15 protein-coding genes are annotated in these 15,895 nt (G+C 59.4%); 5 read left to right on the forward strand and 10 right to left on the reverse strand.

All coding sequences use genetic code 11. From position 1 onward, the window contains the following. The first annotated feature begins 13 nt into the window (after positions 1-13). From thrC to ABRP64_RS06515, 4 genes are read left to right on the forward strand one after another with little or no spacing between them, the layout of a single operon-like run. Positions 14-1,456 (forward strand): threonine synthase, encoded by a 1,443-nt coding sequence (thrC, locus tag ABRP64_RS06500; protein WP_349865891.1) that lies wholly within the window; start codon positions 14-16, stop codon positions 1,454-1,456. Between the two features lie 7 nt (positions 1,457-1,463). Next, the gene (locus ABRP64_RS06505; RefSeq protein ID WP_005278279.1) at positions 1,464-1,610 is read left to right on the forward strand and encodes a hypothetical protein; all 147 of its coding nucleotides are present in this window, start codon (positions 1,464-1,466) and stop codon (positions 1,608-1,610) included. Further along, positions 1,585-2,430 carry a trypsin-like serine protease gene (locus ABRP64_RS06510; RefSeq protein ID WP_284782394.1) on the forward strand — a complete coding sequence of 282 codons (846 nt, stop codon included), beginning with the start codon at positions 1,585-1,587 and terminating at the stop codon, positions 2,428-2,430. Before ABRP64_RS06505 ends, ABRP64_RS06510 begins: the two co-directional genes overlap by 26 nt. Before the next feature lie 30 nt (positions 2,431-2,460). Next, positions 2,461-3,006, forward strand: coding sequence for an NUDIX hydrolase (locus tag ABRP64_RS06515; RefSeq protein ID WP_284782395.1), 546 nt, complete (start codon positions 2,461-2,463; stop codon positions 3,004-3,006). On the opposite strand, the gene ABRP64_RS06520 is transcribed toward ABRP64_RS06515, so the two are convergent. The 3 genes from ABRP64_RS06520 to glnA form a co-directional block, all read right to left on the reverse strand. Then, positions 3,003-3,377 carry a hypothetical protein gene (locus ABRP64_RS06520; RefSeq protein WP_349865893.1) on the reverse strand — a complete coding sequence of 125 codons (375 nt, stop codon included), beginning with the start codon at positions 3,375-3,377 and terminating at the stop codon, positions 3,003-3,005. The genes ABRP64_RS06515 and ABRP64_RS06520 overlap by 4 nt on opposite strands. A gap of 31 nt (positions 3,378-3,408) precedes the next feature. Then, positions 3,409-4,353, reverse strand: coding sequence for an SLAC1 family transporter (locus ABRP64_RS06525; RefSeq protein WP_284782399.1), 945 nt, complete (start codon positions 4,351-4,353; stop codon positions 3,409-3,411). Positions 4,354-4,584: 231 nt separating this feature from the next. Next, on the reverse strand, positions 4,585-6,018 hold the full coding sequence (glnA, locus tag ABRP64_RS06530) for a type I glutamate--ammonia ligase (RefSeq protein WP_284769474.1): 1,434 nt from the start codon (positions 6,016-6,018) through the stop codon (positions 4,585-4,587). A 118-nt stretch (positions 6,019-6,136) separates the two neighbouring features. On the opposite strand from glnA, the gene ABRP64_RS06535 reads away from it, so the two are divergent. Beyond that, positions 6,137-6,610 carry an RDD family protein gene (locus ABRP64_RS06535; RefSeq protein ID WP_284782403.1) on the forward strand — a complete coding sequence of 158 codons (474 nt, stop codon included), beginning with the start codon at positions 6,137-6,139 and terminating at the stop codon, positions 6,608-6,610. A gap of 144 nt (positions 6,611-6,754) precedes the next feature. Here the strand turns inward: ABRP64_RS06535 and ABRP64_RS06540 are convergent, their stop codons facing one another. The 7 genes from ABRP64_RS06540 to sucB form a co-directional block, all read right to left on the reverse strand. After that, positions 6,755-7,540 carry a DUF4191 domain-containing protein gene (locus ABRP64_RS06540; protein ID WP_349865895.1) on the reverse strand — a complete coding sequence of 262 codons (786 nt, stop codon included), beginning with the start codon at positions 7,538-7,540 and terminating at the stop codon, positions 6,755-6,757. Between the two features lie 82 nt (positions 7,541-7,622). Then, on the reverse strand, positions 7,623-8,687 hold the full coding sequence (lipA, locus tag ABRP64_RS06545; RefSeq protein WP_284782427.1) for a lipoyl synthase: 1,065 nt from the start codon (positions 8,685-8,687) through the stop codon (positions 7,623-7,625). A gap of 136 nt (positions 8,688-8,823) precedes the next feature. Beyond that, positions 8,824-9,627 carry a lipoyl(octanoyl) transferase LipB gene (lipB, locus tag ABRP64_RS06550; protein ID WP_284782405.1) on the reverse strand — a complete coding sequence of 268 codons (804 nt, stop codon included), beginning with the start codon at positions 9,625-9,627 and terminating at the stop codon, positions 8,824-8,826. 103 nt (positions 9,628-9,730) lie between these two features. Continuing rightward, positions 9,731-10,123 carry a glycine cleavage system protein GcvH gene (gcvH, locus tag ABRP64_RS06555; RefSeq protein ID WP_284769478.1) on the reverse strand — a complete coding sequence of 131 codons (393 nt, stop codon included), beginning with the start codon at positions 10,121-10,123 and terminating at the stop codon, positions 9,731-9,733. A gap of 45 nt (positions 10,124-10,168) precedes the next feature. Further along, positions 10,169-11,281, reverse strand: coding sequence for a glycine cleavage system aminomethyltransferase GcvT (gene gcvT / locus ABRP64_RS06560; protein WP_349865897.1), 1,113 nt, complete (start codon positions 11,279-11,281; stop codon positions 10,169-10,171). A gap of 2 nt (positions 11,282-11,283) precedes the next feature. Then, the gene (gene gcvP / locus ABRP64_RS06565; protein ID WP_349865903.1) at positions 11,284-14,127 is read right to left on the reverse strand and encodes an aminomethyl-transferring glycine dehydrogenase; all 2,844 of its coding nucleotides are present in this window, start codon (positions 14,125-14,127) and stop codon (positions 11,284-11,286) included. 296 nt (positions 14,128-14,423) lie between these two features. After that, positions 14,424-15,895, reverse strand: a 1,472-nt coding sequence (gene sucB / locus ABRP64_RS06570; protein WP_349865899.1) for a 2-oxoglutarate dehydrogenase, E2 component, dihydrolipoamide succinyltransferase, incomplete at its 5' end; no start/stop codon positions are given.

A 15,895-nucleotide genomic window follows, 5' to 3' on the forward strand; every position in this document is an offset into this window, starting at 1 on the left:
TAGGATTCATCTTGTGAAGTATATTTCGACCCGTGATACCACCGGCCAGCCCGCATCCTTTACGGATATCCTCTTAGGAGGGCTCGCGCACGATGGTGGCCTATACCTGCCTGAAACCTACCCGCAACTGGACTCCGCCACGCTGGATGCGTGGCGTGAAGTGGCTAAAACCGACGGCTATGCCGCCCTTGCGGCCGAGGTCATCAAGCTGTTCATCGATGATATTCCAGAGGAAGATCTGGATAAAATCACCGCCCGGGCATATACCAGCCCGAAGTTTGCCTCCCCTGAGATCGTCCCCGTCACTGAACTAGGAGATGACCTCTTTATCGGTCACCTTTCTGAGGGGCCCACCGCTGCATTTAAAGACATGGCCATGCAGCTTTTGGGCGAGCTTTTTGAATACGAGCTTGCCCGCCGCGGGGAGACGCTGAATATTTTGGGCGCTACCTCTGGCGATACCGGCTCTTCCGCCGAATACGCCATGCGTGGTCGCGACGGCATCCGCGTTTTCATGTTGACCCCAGCCGGGCGCATGACCGCCTTCCAACAGGCGCAAATGTTTGGCTTGGATGATCCGAATATCTTCAATATCGCCCTCGACGGTGTCTTTGATGATTGCCAGGACGTGGTAAAGGCCGTCTCCAGTGATGCGGAGTTTAAGGCCAACTACCGCATCGGTGCGGTCAACTCCATTAACTGGGCCCGCCTATTGGCCCAGGTGGTTTACTATATTTCCTGCTGGATCAAGGTCACCGATAATAACGAGCAAAAGGTTTCCTTTAGCGTTCCTACCGGTAACTTCGGCGATATTTGCGCCGGGCATATCGCTCGCAGCATGGGCCTTCCCATCGATCGCCTCATCGTGGCGACGAATGAGAATGACGTTTTGGATGAGTTCTTCCGCACCGGAAACTACCGCCCGCGCCCAGCCGCGGAAACCATGGCCACCTCATCGCCGTCGATGGATATTTCCCGCGCCTCCAATTTCGAGCGCTTTGCCTTCGATCTTTTAGGCCGCGATGCTGCCCGCGTTGCGGATCTCTTTGGCACTAAGGTCAAAGAAGGCGGGTTTAACCTTGAAGAAGACCTCATTACGGCCGCGCGTGAAGACTACGGTTTCTTGTCCGGTTCCTCCACCCATGATGACCGCCTTGTCACCATCAAGGACGTGAACGAACGCTATGGTTACCTGGCGGATCCGCACACGGCCGATGGCATCAAGGTCGCGCGTGCGGCCCAAAAAGAGGGCGTGACGACGCCCATCGTCTGCTTAGAGACGGCACTGCCGGTAAAATTCAGCGAAACCATCACCGAGGCCATCGGGAGCGCACCGCAGCCACCCGAGCGTTTTGCTGACATCCTGAGCGCGGAGCGCCACGTGGCGGATCTGCCCAACGATGCTGCAGCGGTCAAGGACTTTATTACCTCGAGCATCAAGAACACGGAGGTGTAGCCACCACATGGCATTAGAAAACTTCGCTGGACCGGAGCACTATACCGAATTCGATCCGGAAAAATTCATCCGCGATTTAAAAGCACAAGCAGAGGCGGATAAGGAAGAACAGGACAAGGACTCTGCAGGTGACGCGGGTACGGATAGCCAGTAGCCTGCTGGCAGCAGCAGGGCTGTTCGCGGTGGCATCGTGTAGCACCGATGCTGCCCAGCAGCCGGATGAAGTGGTTGCGCAATCCACAGACACACCACCGCCGGCACCGCCGAATGAATTTTATGAGCCCGCGGTGGTGCCGGTACCTCCAGGCGCCGCGCTGAATTTAACCACGAGTGACCCGCAGCCGGGCGAGTACTTTAACTTCCAGTCCTGCACCGCGGCGTGGTCTTTCGCGCTTGCCGATGGCCGCACCATCGCCGTGACAGCCTCCCATTGCGGCAAACCTGGCGATAAGGTCTGGGCCGGAACCCAAGAGGGTGACTTTGCCTACCCAGCCGATCCAGTAGGCGAGGTGATCTATTCGGACTTCTTTGCCGAGGAGACCAATCACTTGGACGTTGCCTTCATCGAGCTGTACCGCGACGCGGACTACTTCACCCCAGGCGAGGTAGCCACCACCGTGGCGACGCAGCTAGACAAATTGCCGGATGCGGTGTGCAAGCTAGGCAGTTCCACCATTGTGACCTGTGGGAACCTGAAAAACTCGGTGGATTCCACACAGCTGAACTATCAGGGCCTAGAACACGATTCCAACGCCGCCTTGGCGGAGGTGTGCAGCGCCGTCGGGGATTCCGGCGGGCCTGTCTACGGCGATGTCGATGGCCGGCAGACCATCGTGGGGCTGGTCTCTGGAATTACCGAGCCCTTGGACGAGGGGCATAGCTGTGAAGACACGCAACAAACCATTGACGTGGCCTTTACCACCGCACCGGATATCCAAGCACTGGCGCTGAGGGTCCTCGGCCCCGTGGCATAGCATCGGGCAAGATTGGCTACGCTAGGTAGTATGCCAACGCCTGATTATATTGTGAAGCTGCGCGAATCCATCGGCCACGATCAGATCTTCGTCCCCGAGTGCAGTGCCATCATTCTCCGCGATGTACCAACCGGTGCGGCGCTGTGGGAGGTGCCATCCGTACTGCTGGTAAAGCGCGCCGATAATGCCGTGTGGACTCCTGTGGAAGGGATTTGTGAGCCTGGCGAGGAGATTACGACCACCGCCTTGCGCGAGGTCAAGGAAGAGGTAGGCCTCGATGCCAAGGTGGAAGCGCTCCTCGGCGTTGGCCAATCCGGCCCAGTGACCTATCCCAATGGCGATGAATGCATGTTCATGGGAACTGCGCTGCGCCTGTCTGTTGCCGACGGTGCTGAGCCCGTCATCAGCGATGAAGAAAATACTGAAGCGCAGTGGTTCTCGGTGGCCCACCTTCCGGATAGCTTGTCGCGCCGCCATCGCCTGATGATCGCGGATGCCGTGGCGCATCTCAAGCACCCGCAAGGCTTTTCTCCCCGCATGGGCTGGATGAAGCGCAGCGAGCAGCCCGGGCTCTAGCGCGTCTCCTGCGTGTCAATAAGCAGGTGTCGTAGCTCCTCGGCGCTGCTCGCTACAACCAACTCTTGGGCGATACACTCCTGAGCCTCCGCCGCGTCTTTATCGGATCCGCAGCATATGACCGTGGCATCGATCGTCATCAGCAGCTTGCCGCGGCGCGCCAGCTCAAAAAATAGCTCGCTATCTTTTGGACCCCATTCCCAGGTGGTGCCATAGAAATCCTGGGCGGCATCGCCAAGCCAGGAGGTTTCAAGCGTTAGGCCTGCTCGGTACAAGAAGACCCCGTCGCGCCGCAAGCCGGCGAGCACCTCCCGCACTCCAGCAAGGTCCGCAGCATCCCAGGCGATGAAGGTAATAGGCGAAGAGCTCATGGCCCGATGATAGACGAGGTAAGGACATCCCTTAGTGAGACAGTTCTTTGCGCGTGCGGCCTTCCCAGAGCCAGCCTAAGAACCGCGCTGAGCACAGGCACCAGTGCGCAATAAGGAGCAAGGGAATGCTCAGCGCGACAACGTCAAGCCACTCCGAGCCATTGACCAATGCCGTTTGATGCCCGCCCATGCTCACGGTGCCAGGCGGGAAGGTGCACGCCCACCACGCAGGGGAATAGGGGACCCAGCGGGCTGCTTGCGGATAAAAAGTCACCATCGCATAAAGCGATAGCGGGATGGCAATAGCTAGGGCAATAAGCCCGTAGTACACGGAGACACTGCCGGGGTAGAGGATCTGCATTGCGGTGGTAGATTGCCCAACCACGCCCAGTGGCACCCAGGCGGTGGCGGATTTTCCACCACTAAAATCCACCTTGCCGTGCCAGGCTGCCCAGTAGACGTAGGCAAATACCGGGACTGCCGTCAGCAAAGACATAGCGAAGAGCACGGTGCCCATGATGTGGTAGGTCTTCCCGTAATCAAGGGCAAGCCACTCAGCCACCGATGCCGAAATCATCGGCCCAACCAAAGGGAGACCCCAGGTAAAGCGCGGCTCTCCATCGAAGCGAGTGAGCTGAATTCCCCACGTGATGACGGTGACGGGACCACCCACCCAAAAGCCGACGAGGCGGAATATTCCAATGCCCGTCAAACCGGATAATGCCGCCCCAAGCGCGAGGACGCCGATGAAAAACATAGACCACTCCGCCATGGTGGTCCGCTCAAACCGAGGACTGCGGTAGCGGGTGTAACCGGCGGTCAAAACAACGAAGATAGCGCACGCAAGTGCAGCAAATACACCAGCGGCAACAAACATGTCTTCTTCAACCAACATGCGCGAGACAATGGAAGTACCCATAAGGCTGCCGGCCCAAGCCGGACCAGGCGGGGGAAGGTGGCGGAATTTATCAGTCACTACCCAGATTCTAGTTTCATCCAGAGCTTCTTACTTAGACTGCGCCACTTTTTGCCTAGTAAAAACCCTCATGTGCGCGCTGGGGAGCGGCCACTGTCAAAGTGGGCGGCGGGTATGACGAAACTCTCGGGCACGCTTACCTGTGCCGATGCAAGCAAAAAGAAAGCAGCCACCTAAGCATTGTTTAGGTGGCTGCCTTGTAGGAGAAACTAGCTGAGAACTAGCGACGCCTTAGCAGTCAAAGTAGAGCTCGAACTCCTGCGGGGTGGGACGCAGGCGCGCGGGGTTGATCTCGTTTTCGTACTTGTAGTTGATGTAGGTCTCGAGGAGATCCTCGGTAAAGACATCGCCCTCGGTCAGGAAGTCCATGTCTTCCTTCAGCGCCTCCAAGGAAGCCTCCAGGGAGGTCGGTGCCTGCGGGATGGATTCAGCCTCTGCCGGCGGCAGCTCATAGAGGTCCTTATCCACCGGGGCGTGCGGCTCGATGCGGTTCTTCACACCATCCACACCGGCCATCATCATGGCAGCAAAGGCCAGGTATGGGTTGCTGGATGGGTCCGGTGCGCGGAACTCGATGCGCTTAGCCTTTGGGTTGGAACCGGTAATTGGAATGCGGATCGCAGCCGAACGGTTGCGCTGGGAGTACACCAGGTTGATCGGCGCCTCGAAGCCCGGAACCAGGCGGTGGTAGGAGTTCAGCGTTGGGTTGGTAAAGGCGAGCACGGCGCCTGCGTGGTGCAGGATGCCGCCGATGAAGTAGCGGGCGATATCGGAAAGCCCTGCGTAACCAGCCTCATCGTGGAAAAGGGGCTCGCCGTCCTTCCACAGGGACATGTGGGCGTGCATGCCGGAACCATTATCGCCAGCCAGTGGCTTTGGCATGAAGGTCGCGGCCTTGCCCCACTCCTGGGCGGTGCGCTTGACCACGTATTTGAAGGTCTGGATGTCATCGCCGGCGTGCAGCAGGGAGTTGAAGCGGTAGTTGATCTCGTTTTGGGCCGCGCCCACCTCGTGGTGGAAGCGCTCGATCTGGAAGCCGACCTCTTGCAGGTTGGCCACGATGTCATCGCGGACCTCGCTGTGCTTATCGTACGGCGGGGTAGGGAAGTAGCCGCCCTTCACGCGGGTCTTGTAACCGGTATTGGGAGTGCCGTCCAAGTTGGTCTCGTTATCGCGGTTCCACCAGCCTTCATCGGAGTCCACCTCAAAGAAGCCGTGCTGCATATCGGTGCCATAGCGCACGGAATCGAAGAGGTAGAACTCGGCCTCGGCGCCAAAGTTACAGGTATCGGCGATGCCGGTGGACTGCAAGTATTCCTCGGCCTTGCGGGCAATATTGCGCGAGTCACGGGTAAAAGGCTCAAAGGTAAAGGGATCGTGGACGAAGAACTTTATATTCAGGGTCTTCGCCGAACGGAAGGGATCGATATGCGCTGTGGCCGGATCCGGCAGCAGCGTCATATCGGATTCTTCGATGGTGGTAAAACCACGAATGGAAGAACCATCAAAGGCCAAACCATTTTCTGCTTCTTCTTCAGTAAATTCGCTGGCAGGGATGGAAAAGTGGTGCTCGGTGCCGGGGACGTCCGTAAAGCGGACATCCACGAACTTTACGTCCTCATCCTGAATAAATTGGACGATGTCCTGCACTGTCTCGAAAGACAAGATTGCCTCCTGTTTGTTGGCCGATGAATTATCTGCCTATAGCCTACTAGTTTTATCCACCCGGCATGGTCATTGGCCTCGTTTCACTTCTGGGAGAGGGGCAACTAAATTGGTCAGCATGGCAGACAAGCGCACGTGGCTCGATGGGCCCAATATTCCAGGCGAATATGACGATGCAGGAACCCCCGGCCGGTGGCCCGGTGAACACTTGGGCTTGCCGGAATCCGGACCTGGGTCCATGGCGTCGGTCGGCCGCCGCGCAGGCGCCGTAGCCATTGACTGGATCATCTGCATGCTGCTGGCCAATCTCATCCTCATGTTCACCACGCAGCTCGGCGGCGTATCCTTCTTGGGCTACGCCCTCTGGGCATTAATGGGCATCGTATGTGGCTGGCTATTTGCACGCACCCCGGGCATGCTCATCCTCGGCATGGGCGTGGCCCGCCTGGATGTGCCGGGCGCGCAGGTGGGTTTCTGGCGCGCGGCAGTGCGCACGCTGCTTACCGGTGTAATCTTCCCCGCCGCCATGGTGGACGCGGACGGCCGCGGCATGCACGACCGAGCAACCGGCACCATCGTCATTAACTCTTAGCGGCGCGCGGGGATAAGTCCCGCGCACCGTAAAACTACGACGGTCCCTGCAACCTTTCCCAATCGGGTGGTTGCAGGGACCGTTTGTGCTTTAGAGCAAGGCGAGAGCCGAAAGCCTAGCCGGGGCGAGTGGCTAAAGCAGTATTTAGCTCTTTCCCTTGCGCTGTTGCGCGCGGCGCATGCGGCGGTTCATGCCCGACATGTTCTGTGCCTGCTGCGGCATTGGGCCCTTGGGCATACCCGGCATCGTTCCCGGCATGGAGTCCATGGCCTCAATGCGGCGGATATTGTCGTAGGTGGCGTTCTTATTGTAGTTGCGCGGCAGCTTCATGAGGTGGTTGCGCAGCTTGGAAACCGGCACCTCGTCCTCGCCGTTGCCGACGTAGACCTCATAGACCGGCACGCCACCGGCAATCTTGTCCACGCGCTTTTTCAGCTGGTTCAGGGTGGGGCGAAGGCGGTTCTTATTGCCTTCGCACACGAAGATGACGCCCGCATTGCCGATGACCCTGTGAATAAGATCCTGCTGGCGGGTGGCGGCGATGCCGGACTTTACGGACCACACGATGCCGACGGTATTGCGCAGCTGCTGCTCCAAGGCCCAACCGGCGGCGCCGGGCTGGTCTTCGACGCGCTTGTACATATCGCGTTCTAGGCGGCGGGTAAACAGGAACATCGCCAAAAGCGCGCCCAATCCCAAGCCGATAATCAGCATGAACCACTGGCCATTAAAGAGCGTGCCAATGAGGAAGAACAATAGGCCGACGCCGAGGAAGGCGGCCAGCATGATAGGAATGAGCGCCTTATCCTGCTTGCGCTGCAAATTGAATGCCTGCCACAACTGTGACCAGGTTTGCTTACGCTTTTGGCGCTTGGCCGCGCGTTCTTGCTTCTTGGCAGCTTTCAGGGCTGCTTTGTCATCTTTCGCCATGGTTCCTACTTTAAAGGTCAGGTGACAAAAATGTTAAACGGCCCCGCAGATGGCGAGGGCCGAGTAAGAAAACTCCGAGGGTTTAGCGCACGGTTGCCGCGACCGAATTAGCATTGGCCGGAGTTTTGGCCATGCGGGTGGTCACCGGGGTTTCTTCCGAAGGACCGTACTTATCCAGCAAAGTGGATGCCTCCTGGGCGGTAGCACCCTGGGAGGTCTCCTTCAGGTGCTTGAGATTCTCCGGCAATTCCAGGCCGCGCTTTTCCATGGCCTGCACGTACAGGCGGCCGGCGCGGTAGGAGGAGCGAACCAGCGGGCCGGACATGACGCCGCCGAAGCCCAGCTCCTTGGCCAGCTTGGAGTGGGCCACGAATTCCTCCGGGCGCACCCAGCGCTCGATGGGGTGGAAGCGCGGGCCGGGGCGCAGGTACTGGGTGATGGTGATGATGTCACAGCCAGCCTCGCGCAGGTCGCGCAATGCTTCTTCGACCTCGTCCTCGGTCTCGCCCATGCCCAAAATCAGGTTGGACTTGGTAATAAGGCCGTAGTCGTGGGCTTGGCGGATGACATCGAGGGAGCGCTCGTAGCGGAAGGCCGGGCGGATGCGTTTGAAGATGCGCGGCACGGTCTCCAGGTTGTGAGCGAATACCTCCGGTTGTGCCTCGAAGACCTCTTCGAGCAGATCCGGCTTGCCAGAGAAATCCGGGGTGAGGTTCTCTACGCCGGTGTGTGGGTTGAGCTCGTGGATCTTACGCACGATTTCCGCATACAGCCACGCGCCCTCATCTGGGAGGTCATCGCGGGTCACACCGGTAATGGTGGTGTAGTTGAGGTCCATTTCCTGGATGTTTTTGGCCACGCGGCGCGGTTCGTCGCGGTCAAGCGGCTCCGGCTTGCCGGTTGCAATATCGCAGAAGTCGCAACGACGGGTGCACTTATCGCCGCCGATGAGGAAGGTTGCCTCGCGGGATTCCCAGCATTCGTGGATATTCGGACAACCGGCTTCTTGACAGACGGTGTGCAGGGAGGCGCCGGCCACGCGGGACTTCATGTCCTCATAGCCCGGTCCGGTGCGTACCTGGTTGCGGATCCACCGCGGCTTTTGTTCGATGGGCGACTCCGCATTTTTCTTCTCAATGCGGAGCATCTTGCGTCCTTCAGGCTTTACAGTCACAAATACTCACTTTATCGATCAAAGATGGTGATGGCTAATAGCTCTTCTAGGTTCAAGGCGCGCGGGCACACAACTATTCCACGCTAGCCCCAAACTAGGGCCACCGGGTTTAAGCCTGCGCTTGCCGACGCCGCTCCCGCGCCTTCTCATTCGCAAGCTTCGTGGGATCGGGCGCGGAACCGAAACTGTGATCGGCGACGATGAGACGGCCCGAGAGGGCATCATCAAGTGCCCGCAAAAGCGGCTGCGAGGCTTCTTCCATTGTGACCTCGCGTCCCAGTTCCAGCGAAAGCGTCGTGATATCTGCATCATCGATGCCACAGGCCACGATGTGCTCGTAATACTCCAGCGTATTGCTGCAGTTGAGCGCCAGGCCGTGCATGGTAACCCCGCGGGTAATGCGGATTCCCAGCGCCGCAATCTTGCGATCGCGCTGCGAGGCGGAAGGATCTTTAGCCTGGGTGGTAGAAGGCACCCACACCCCAGAGCGGCCGTCGATGCGGCCTGCGGTAGTCACGCCCATCTCGCGCACTGCCTGGATGGTGGCCTCCTCGAGGCGGCGGACATAATCGACGACATCGACAGGCTCCGCCAGCTTGATGATGGGATAGAGCACCAACTGCCCCTCGCCATGCCAGGTAATGCGCCCGCCGCGGTCCACGGTGATAACCGGCAGATCATTATCCGGCATATCCTCAGGCTGCGTGCGCTTGCCCGCGGTGTAGATATTGGGGTGTTCGACCACTAAGACCACATCGTCCTGCGCGTCCTGCGCGCGCGCCGCTGCCACCTCCGCCTGATAATCCCATGCCTCTTGATAATCCATGCGGCCCAAGTGGCGAATTTCAAGGGGGTTATCCGAGGCGCGAATGGAGCGTTCAGCGGGAAAGAAAGGATCGCGTGGTGCAGTCATAATCTCTAGTGTCGTCTTCTTTGGTAGGGAAAAGCAAAGCGGGAGAATGCCTTGGCATCCTCCCGCCTTATTTTATGTTCGAGGGCGTCGAACTAACCGCCTTTTAGTCGAGGCCGTTAGCGGAGGCGTATTCCTCTGCCTCCATGAGCTCGCCTGCTTCATCCACCTCGACCTCGAAGAGCCAGCCTTCACCGAAGGGGTCGTTGTTGATGACGGCGTAGTCATCGTGAACGGCATCGTTGACGGCCTTCACGGTGCCGGTGACCGGGGAGAACAGGTCCGATACGGACTTGGTGGATTCGACCTCGCCACAGGAATCGCCGGCGGTGACGGTATCGCCTACCTCAGGCAGTTCGGCGAAGACGACCTCGCCTAGGCGGTCTGCGGCAACGGAGGTGATGCCGATGCGAACGGTCTTGCCTTCTACGGCGTCCTTCGCGGCGTTAACCCATTCGTGGTCTTCGGAGTAGGAAAAGTCTTGGGGCAGGTTAGACATGGTGTGTAGTCCTTTCGGGCTGAGATTTTAGGGTGTGCGGGTGGCTTACTTGTCGCGCTTGTAGAACGGCAACGCGGTTACTTCAAAAGGATAACGCTTGCCGCGGATTTCTACCTCCACCGCGGTGCCCGGTTCGAGCTCCGCGCTGGTATCAAGCAGCGCAATGGCCACTGGGTGGCCAAGAGTGGGGGAGGGCTGACCCGAGGTGACGGTGCCGACCTTGGTGTCATTGAGGTAAACCTCGGCGCCGGCACGCGCGGCGCGGCGCTGATCCGAGGTGAGCCCGGAGATAAAGACCTGTGGGCCCTCCTCGGCGCGCTTGCGGATGACGTCTGCGCCCACGAAGTCAGCTTCTTTCTTGGCAAAGGCGCGCGACATGCCCGCCTCTACCGGGGTGATATCGCGGGAGAGCTCGTTGCCGTAGAGCGGCATGCCGGCCTCCAAGCGCAGGGAATCGCGCGCGGCTAGGCCGCACGGCTTGATGTCATATTCCGCGCCCGCTTTGAGCAATTCTTCCCACAGCTGCGGGGCATCGGAGTTGTAGACGATGAGCTCGAAGCCATCCTCGCCGGTATAACCGGTGCGTGCGATGATGGCGAAGGTGCGTGCCACCTTGCCCATCGTGGCGGCGTAGTAGCCCAGCTCGTAGACGGCTTCTTGCTTATTGTCCTCTACCAGCGGGACGAGGATCTCGGCGGCCTTGGGGCCCTGCACGGCGATCATGGCAACGTCGCGGGACTCGTTCTTGAGCTCTACGTCGAAGCCCTCGGAGCGCTTATTGAGTTCGTCCCAGACGGTATCGGCATTGCCGGCGTTGGGCACGACGAGGAACTTTTCATCCTCGAAGCGATAGGAAATCAGGTCATCGATGATGCCGCCGTCTTCAGCGGTGATCATGGAGTACTTGGCCTTGCCCACCTTCAGCGAATCTAGGTTAGAGATGAAGGAGTAGGACAAGAACTTGCCGGCGTCGGGTCCATTGACCCAGATTTCACCCATGTGGGAGAGATCAAACAGGCCTGCGCTGTTGCGAACGGCGCGGTGTTCTTCCAGCTCGCTGTTGTACTTCAGCGGCATATTCCACGGCCCAAAGGCCGTGAAGGTAGCGCCGAGTTCCTCGTGCTTGGCATTGAGCGGGGAGGTTAGAAGTCCGGTCATTGTTACTCCTCGGAATCGTCGATCTCGAATGCTTCTGGCGGCGGGCAGCTGCACACCAGGTTGCGGTCGCCGTAAGCCTCATCGAGGCGGCGAACCGGTGGGAAATACTTGTAGCTATGCAATAGGGATTTGACCGGCCACGCGGCCTTGTCACGGCCGAAGGAGTACTCCCAGTTATCGGTAGCTACCGACTCAGCCGTAAACGGTGCGTGGTGGATAACGGAGTCCTCGTAGGCCACCTCACCGTCGATTATCTCCTGGATTTCGGCACGGATGGTGCGCATGGCTTCGATGAAGCGATCCAGCTCGCCCTTGTCCTCAGACTCGGTGGGCTCAATCATCAAGGTCCCGGCCACGGGGAAGGCCAGGGTGGGGGCGTGGAAGCCGAAGTCAATGAGGCGCTTGGCCACATCGGCGGCGGTGACCCCGGAGGCATCGGTAAGCTCGCGCAAATCGATGATGCACTCGTGCGCTACCAAGCCCTCGTTGCCGGTGTAGAGGACAGGGAAGTACTCGTTGAGTGAGGCCGCCACGTAGTTAGCGCCCAACACTGCGTGGCCGGATGCGGCGGCGAGGCCCTCGGCACCGGTCATGGCCAGGTAGGCCCACGAAATAGGCAGGACACCGGCGGAGCCGTACTTGCTGCCGGTAATGGGAACGCCCTGGCCAACAGGGGTTTCCGCGGTGGCATCAAGCTCAGGGGATGCAGCATCACTGGGCAGGAACGGAATGAGGTGTTCTGCCACCGCCACTGGGCCGATGCCCGGGCCGCCGCCACCGTGCGGAATCGTGAAGGTCTTGTGCAGGTTGAGGTGGGAGACATCGCCGCCGAAATCGCCCGGACGAGCCCAACCGGTCAGCGCGTTCATGTTGGCGCCATCGATGTAGACTTGGCCGCCGACCGCGTGCACCTTATCGCAAACATCGCGCACCTCGGGGTCGAAGACGCCGTGGGTGGAGGGGTAGGTGACCATGATGCCGGCGATGTGGTTGCCGTGCTTTTCGATCTTTTCTTCCAAGTCCGCGACGTCAATTGAGCCGTCCTCGGCGGTCTTGACCACGGCGACGCGCAGGTTTGCCAGGGTGGCAGAGGCCGCGTTGGTGCCGTGTGCGGAGGCCGGGATGAGCACAACATCGCGCTCATTATCGCCATTGGCCACGTGGTAGCGGCGAATGGCCAGCAAGCCCGCCAACTCACCCTGGGAGCCGGCATTGGGCTGGATGGAGACCTTGGCATAGCCGGTAAGCTCGGCGAGCCAGCCTTCGATCTCTTCCACCAACGCGCGCCAACCCGTCGTGGTCTCTTCCGGGGCATATGGGTGGATACCGGCGAATTCTGGCCAGGAGATGGGTTCCATGGCCGCGGTGGGGTTGAGCTTCATGGTGCACGAGCCCAGCGGAATCATGGAGCGGTCCAGTGCCAAGTCCTTGTCCGCGAGCTTGCGCAAGTAGCGCAGCATCTGGGTCTCAGAATGGATGGAGTGGAAAATCTCGTGCTCCAGCGGTTCCTCGGCGCGCTGCAGGTTCTCCGGCAGGCCAAATTTTGCCTCAGCCGGGGTGGCGCCGAAAGCCTCTGCCAAGTGTGCGACATCGCGCTGCGTGGCGGATTCGCCGAAGGATACGGATACCTTGTCGGTGCCAATGGCGCGCACCAAGTAGCCTGCATCCTGCAGGTCAGCCTTGATCTTCTGCGCGTCAACGCCGTTGACGGTGACGGTATCGAAGAAGTCCTGCGATGTGATTTCCAGGCCGGCATCCACGATGGACTGGGCGAAGGAGGAGGCCAAGTCGTGCACGCGGTCGGCGATGTCCTTCAGCCCCTTCGGCCCGTGGTAGACGGCGTACATCGAGGCCACATTGGCCAAAAGTGCCTGGGCAGTACAAATATTGGAGGTCGCGCGCTCGCGGCGGATGTGCTGCTCGCGGGTCTGCAGTGCCAAGCGGTAGGCCGGGCGGCCATCTGCATCCTTGGAGACGCCGACGATGCGGCCTGGCATCTGGCGCTTGAGTTTATCCGTTACCGCCATGTAGGCAGCGTGGGGGCCGCCGAAGAAGAGGGGTACACCAAAGCGCTGAGACGAGCCCAAAACGATATCGGCGCCCAAGTTTCCGGGGCCTTCAAGAAGCAGCAGGGACAGCGGGTCAGTGACCACGGAGGCCAGCGCGCCGCGGGTGTGCAGCTCTTCAATCACGGCAGAAGGATCAAAAATCTCTCCTTCGGTGCCGGTGTAGGCGATGACTGCACCGATGAGGTCTTCGCCCACCAAACCCTCGCGCACGTCCACGATCTCTACCTCGAGGTCAATGGCGCGGGCGCGCTCAGCGGCAACGGTGAGCACCTGCGGGTGCAGGCGCGAGTCCAGTATGACGCGGCGACCCTTCTTTACTGCGCGGGACATCAATCCGACCGCCTCGGCGGTAGCGGAAGCCTCATCCAACAGGGAAGCATTCGCGATGGGCAGCCCTGTCAGGGATTCGATCATGGTCTGGAAGTTGAGTAAGGCCTCCAAGCGGCCCTGGGAAATCTCAGGCTGGTAGGGAGTATACGCGGTATACCAGCCGGCATCCTCAAGCAGGCCGCGGCGGATGACGGCGGGGGTCAGGGTGTCCGAATAGCCCTGGCCATAGAAGGGTTTAAGCACAGTGTTTTGATCGGCGAACTCCCGCAAAGCGGTCTGTGCCCCGTCTTCAGAGAGTGCTTCTGGCAAGTGGGGAAGTTCCGTAGCGCGGATCTTGGGTGGAATGGCGGCATCGACAAGCGCCTGCACGCTGTCGTAGCCCACAGTGCCGAGCATGGCGGCCTGCTCGGCAGAATCCGGCCCTAGGTGGCGGGAGATGAAATCCATCTGTGAGGTCTCCTTCATCGGGTGCAATGGTCTTAACCGCCCCTAAGTATATGTTTAATAACCGGTAAAAACAGCGCCCTTGAAAAACTTTTATGCAGCAACTCACCGAGGGAAATGTGTCGTAGCCCGCTTACCTCCTAATTAGTGAAATATATCCTGCAGCGCCGGGATAAAATTCGTCTGATATTTTTGCCGGAAGTTTACGCGCTACACCCCCGCGCGGTACCCCAGGCATGACAAAACCTCCCGTCCCTTCGCGCGGAAGGAACGGGAGGTATGCCAGTTAGCTAACTGCTTTAGATATCGAGGTCAGCCTCAAAGTCTGCAGTCTCCAGGCGGTCCTTGATGGTGGTGATGAAGCGGCCTGCGTCCGCACCATCGATGACCTGGTGGTCATAGGTGAAGGGCAGGAAGCACATCTGGCGGATGGCGATAGCATCTTGGCCATTCTCGTTGACCACGACAGCGCGCTTCTGGATAGCCGCGGTACCCAGGATTCCGGCCTGTGGCGGAACCAGGATCGGGGTATCGAGCAGTGCGCCCTCGGAACCGATATTGGTCACGGTGAAGGTGGCACCGGTCAGGTCATTCGGCTTCAGCTTGTTATTGCGGGCCTTATCAGCCAGCTCCGCAATCTGCTGCGCGATTTCCGGCAAGGACAGGTTCTGTGCCTTGTGGATGACCGGGGTGAGCAGACCCTTCGGGGTGTCTACGGCGATGGCGACGTTGACATCCTCGTGGTAGGTCATCTTCTTGGTCTCTGGGTCATAGGAGGCGTTCACGTTCGGGTGGGAGACCAAAGCCTCCGTGGTGGCCTTCACGATGAACGGCAGGAAGGACAAGTTGGCGCCGTACTTATCAATGAACGCCTGTTTGTTCTTCTTGCGCATATCCCAGATAAGAGTCATATCGACTTCCTGCACGTGGGTAAGCTGTGCGGAAATCTGCAGCGCTTCCACCATCTTGGTAGCGGTGATTTCGCGGATGCGGTTGACCTTCTTGGTGGTGCCGATAAGCTCCTGCTTTTCCGGATCCACAGACTTGGTGGACCAGCGTGCGCGTGGGGAGTCAGCAGCCTTCTTATCGTCGTTTGCCGATGCCTTCGCATCGCCCTCACCAGCAGCGGAAAGGACGTCTTGCTTGCGGATGCGTCCACCCACACCGGTGCCCTCAATGGAGTTGAGGTCCACGCCGTGCTTATCAGCCAACTTGCGCACCAACGGGGTGACGTATGGAACGTTATCGCCGTTGTTGACCTTGGTGGAGGTGTTCAGGGAAGAATCCTGCTTCGGTTCTTCCTTCTTCTCTTCCTTGGCTGGCTCGTCCTTGTCTTCCTGCTTGTCCTCGGACTTGGTTTCTTCCTTTTCTTCGGACTTGTCGTCGTCGGAGTCATCGGAGTCGTCGGAGGATGGTGCGGCGTTTTCGTCGCCGACGCGGGCGATGGCTTCGCCGACCTCGATGGTTTCGTCTTCTTCGGCGAGGATTTCTACCAGGGTGCCGGCAACGGGGGAAGGAATTTCGGTGTCGACCTTGTCGGTGGAGACCTCGAGCAGTGGTTCGTCTACCTCGACGGTGTCGCCGACGGACTTGAGCCACTGGGTAATGGTGCCCTCGGTGACGGATTCGCCGAGTTCTGGCATTTCCACATCGGTGGCCTCGCCAGAAGCCTTGGAGCTAGAGTCAGACTTCTTCTCGTCCTTGTCTTCCTGCTTGTCCTCGGACTTGGTTTCTTCCTTTTCTTCGGACTTGTCGTCGTCGGAGTCATCGG

The organism is Corynebacterium sp. KPL4015 (assembly GCF_040225725.1).
Lineage (GTDB): Bacteria > Actinomycetota > Actinomycetes > Mycobacteriales > Mycobacteriaceae > Corynebacterium > Corynebacterium rhinophilum.

What these genes read in the sequence shown, in the direction of transcription:
- gcvH (WP_284769478.1), bottom strand. Translation starts at nt 10,123, where the DNA reads ATGTCTAACCTGCCCCAAGACTTTTCCTACTCCGAAGACCACGAATGG.
- gcvP (WP_349865903.1), bottom strand. Translation starts at nt 14,127, where the DNA reads ATGGATTTCATCTCCCGCCACCTAGGGCCGGATTCTGCCGAGCAGGCC.
- lipB (WP_284782405.1), bottom strand. Translation starts at nt 9,627, where the DNA reads ATGACTGCACCACGCGATCCTTTCTTTCCCGCTGAACGCTCCATTCGC.
- ABRP64_RS06535 (WP_284782403.1), top strand. Translation starts at nt 6,137, where the DNA reads ATGGCAGACAAGCGCACGTGGCTCGATGGGCCCAATATTCCAGGCGAA.
- ABRP64_RS06520 (WP_349865893.1), bottom strand. Translation starts at nt 3,377, where the DNA reads ATGAGCTCTTCGCCTATTACCTTCATCGCCTGGGATGCTGCGGACCTT.
- ABRP64_RS06540 (WP_349865895.1), bottom strand. Translation starts at nt 7,540, where the DNA reads ATGGCGAAAGATGACAAAGCAGCCCTGAAAGCTGCCAAGAAGCAAGAA.
- ABRP64_RS06515 (WP_284782395.1), top strand. Translation starts at nt 2,461, where the DNA reads ATGCCAACGCCTGATTATATTGTGAAGCTGCGCGAATCCATCGGCCAC.
- gcvT (WP_349865897.1), bottom strand. Translation starts at nt 11,281, where the DNA reads ATGACCGGACTTCTAACCTCCCCGCTCAATGCCAAGCACGAGGAACTC.
- ABRP64_RS06505 (WP_005278279.1), top strand. Translation starts at nt 1,464, where the DNA reads ATGGCATTAGAAAACTTCGCTGGACCGGAGCACTATACCGAATTCGAT.
- lipA (WP_284782427.1), bottom strand. Translation starts at nt 8,687, where the DNA reads ATGCTCCGCATTGAGAAGAAAAATGCGGAGTCGCCCATCGAACAAAAG.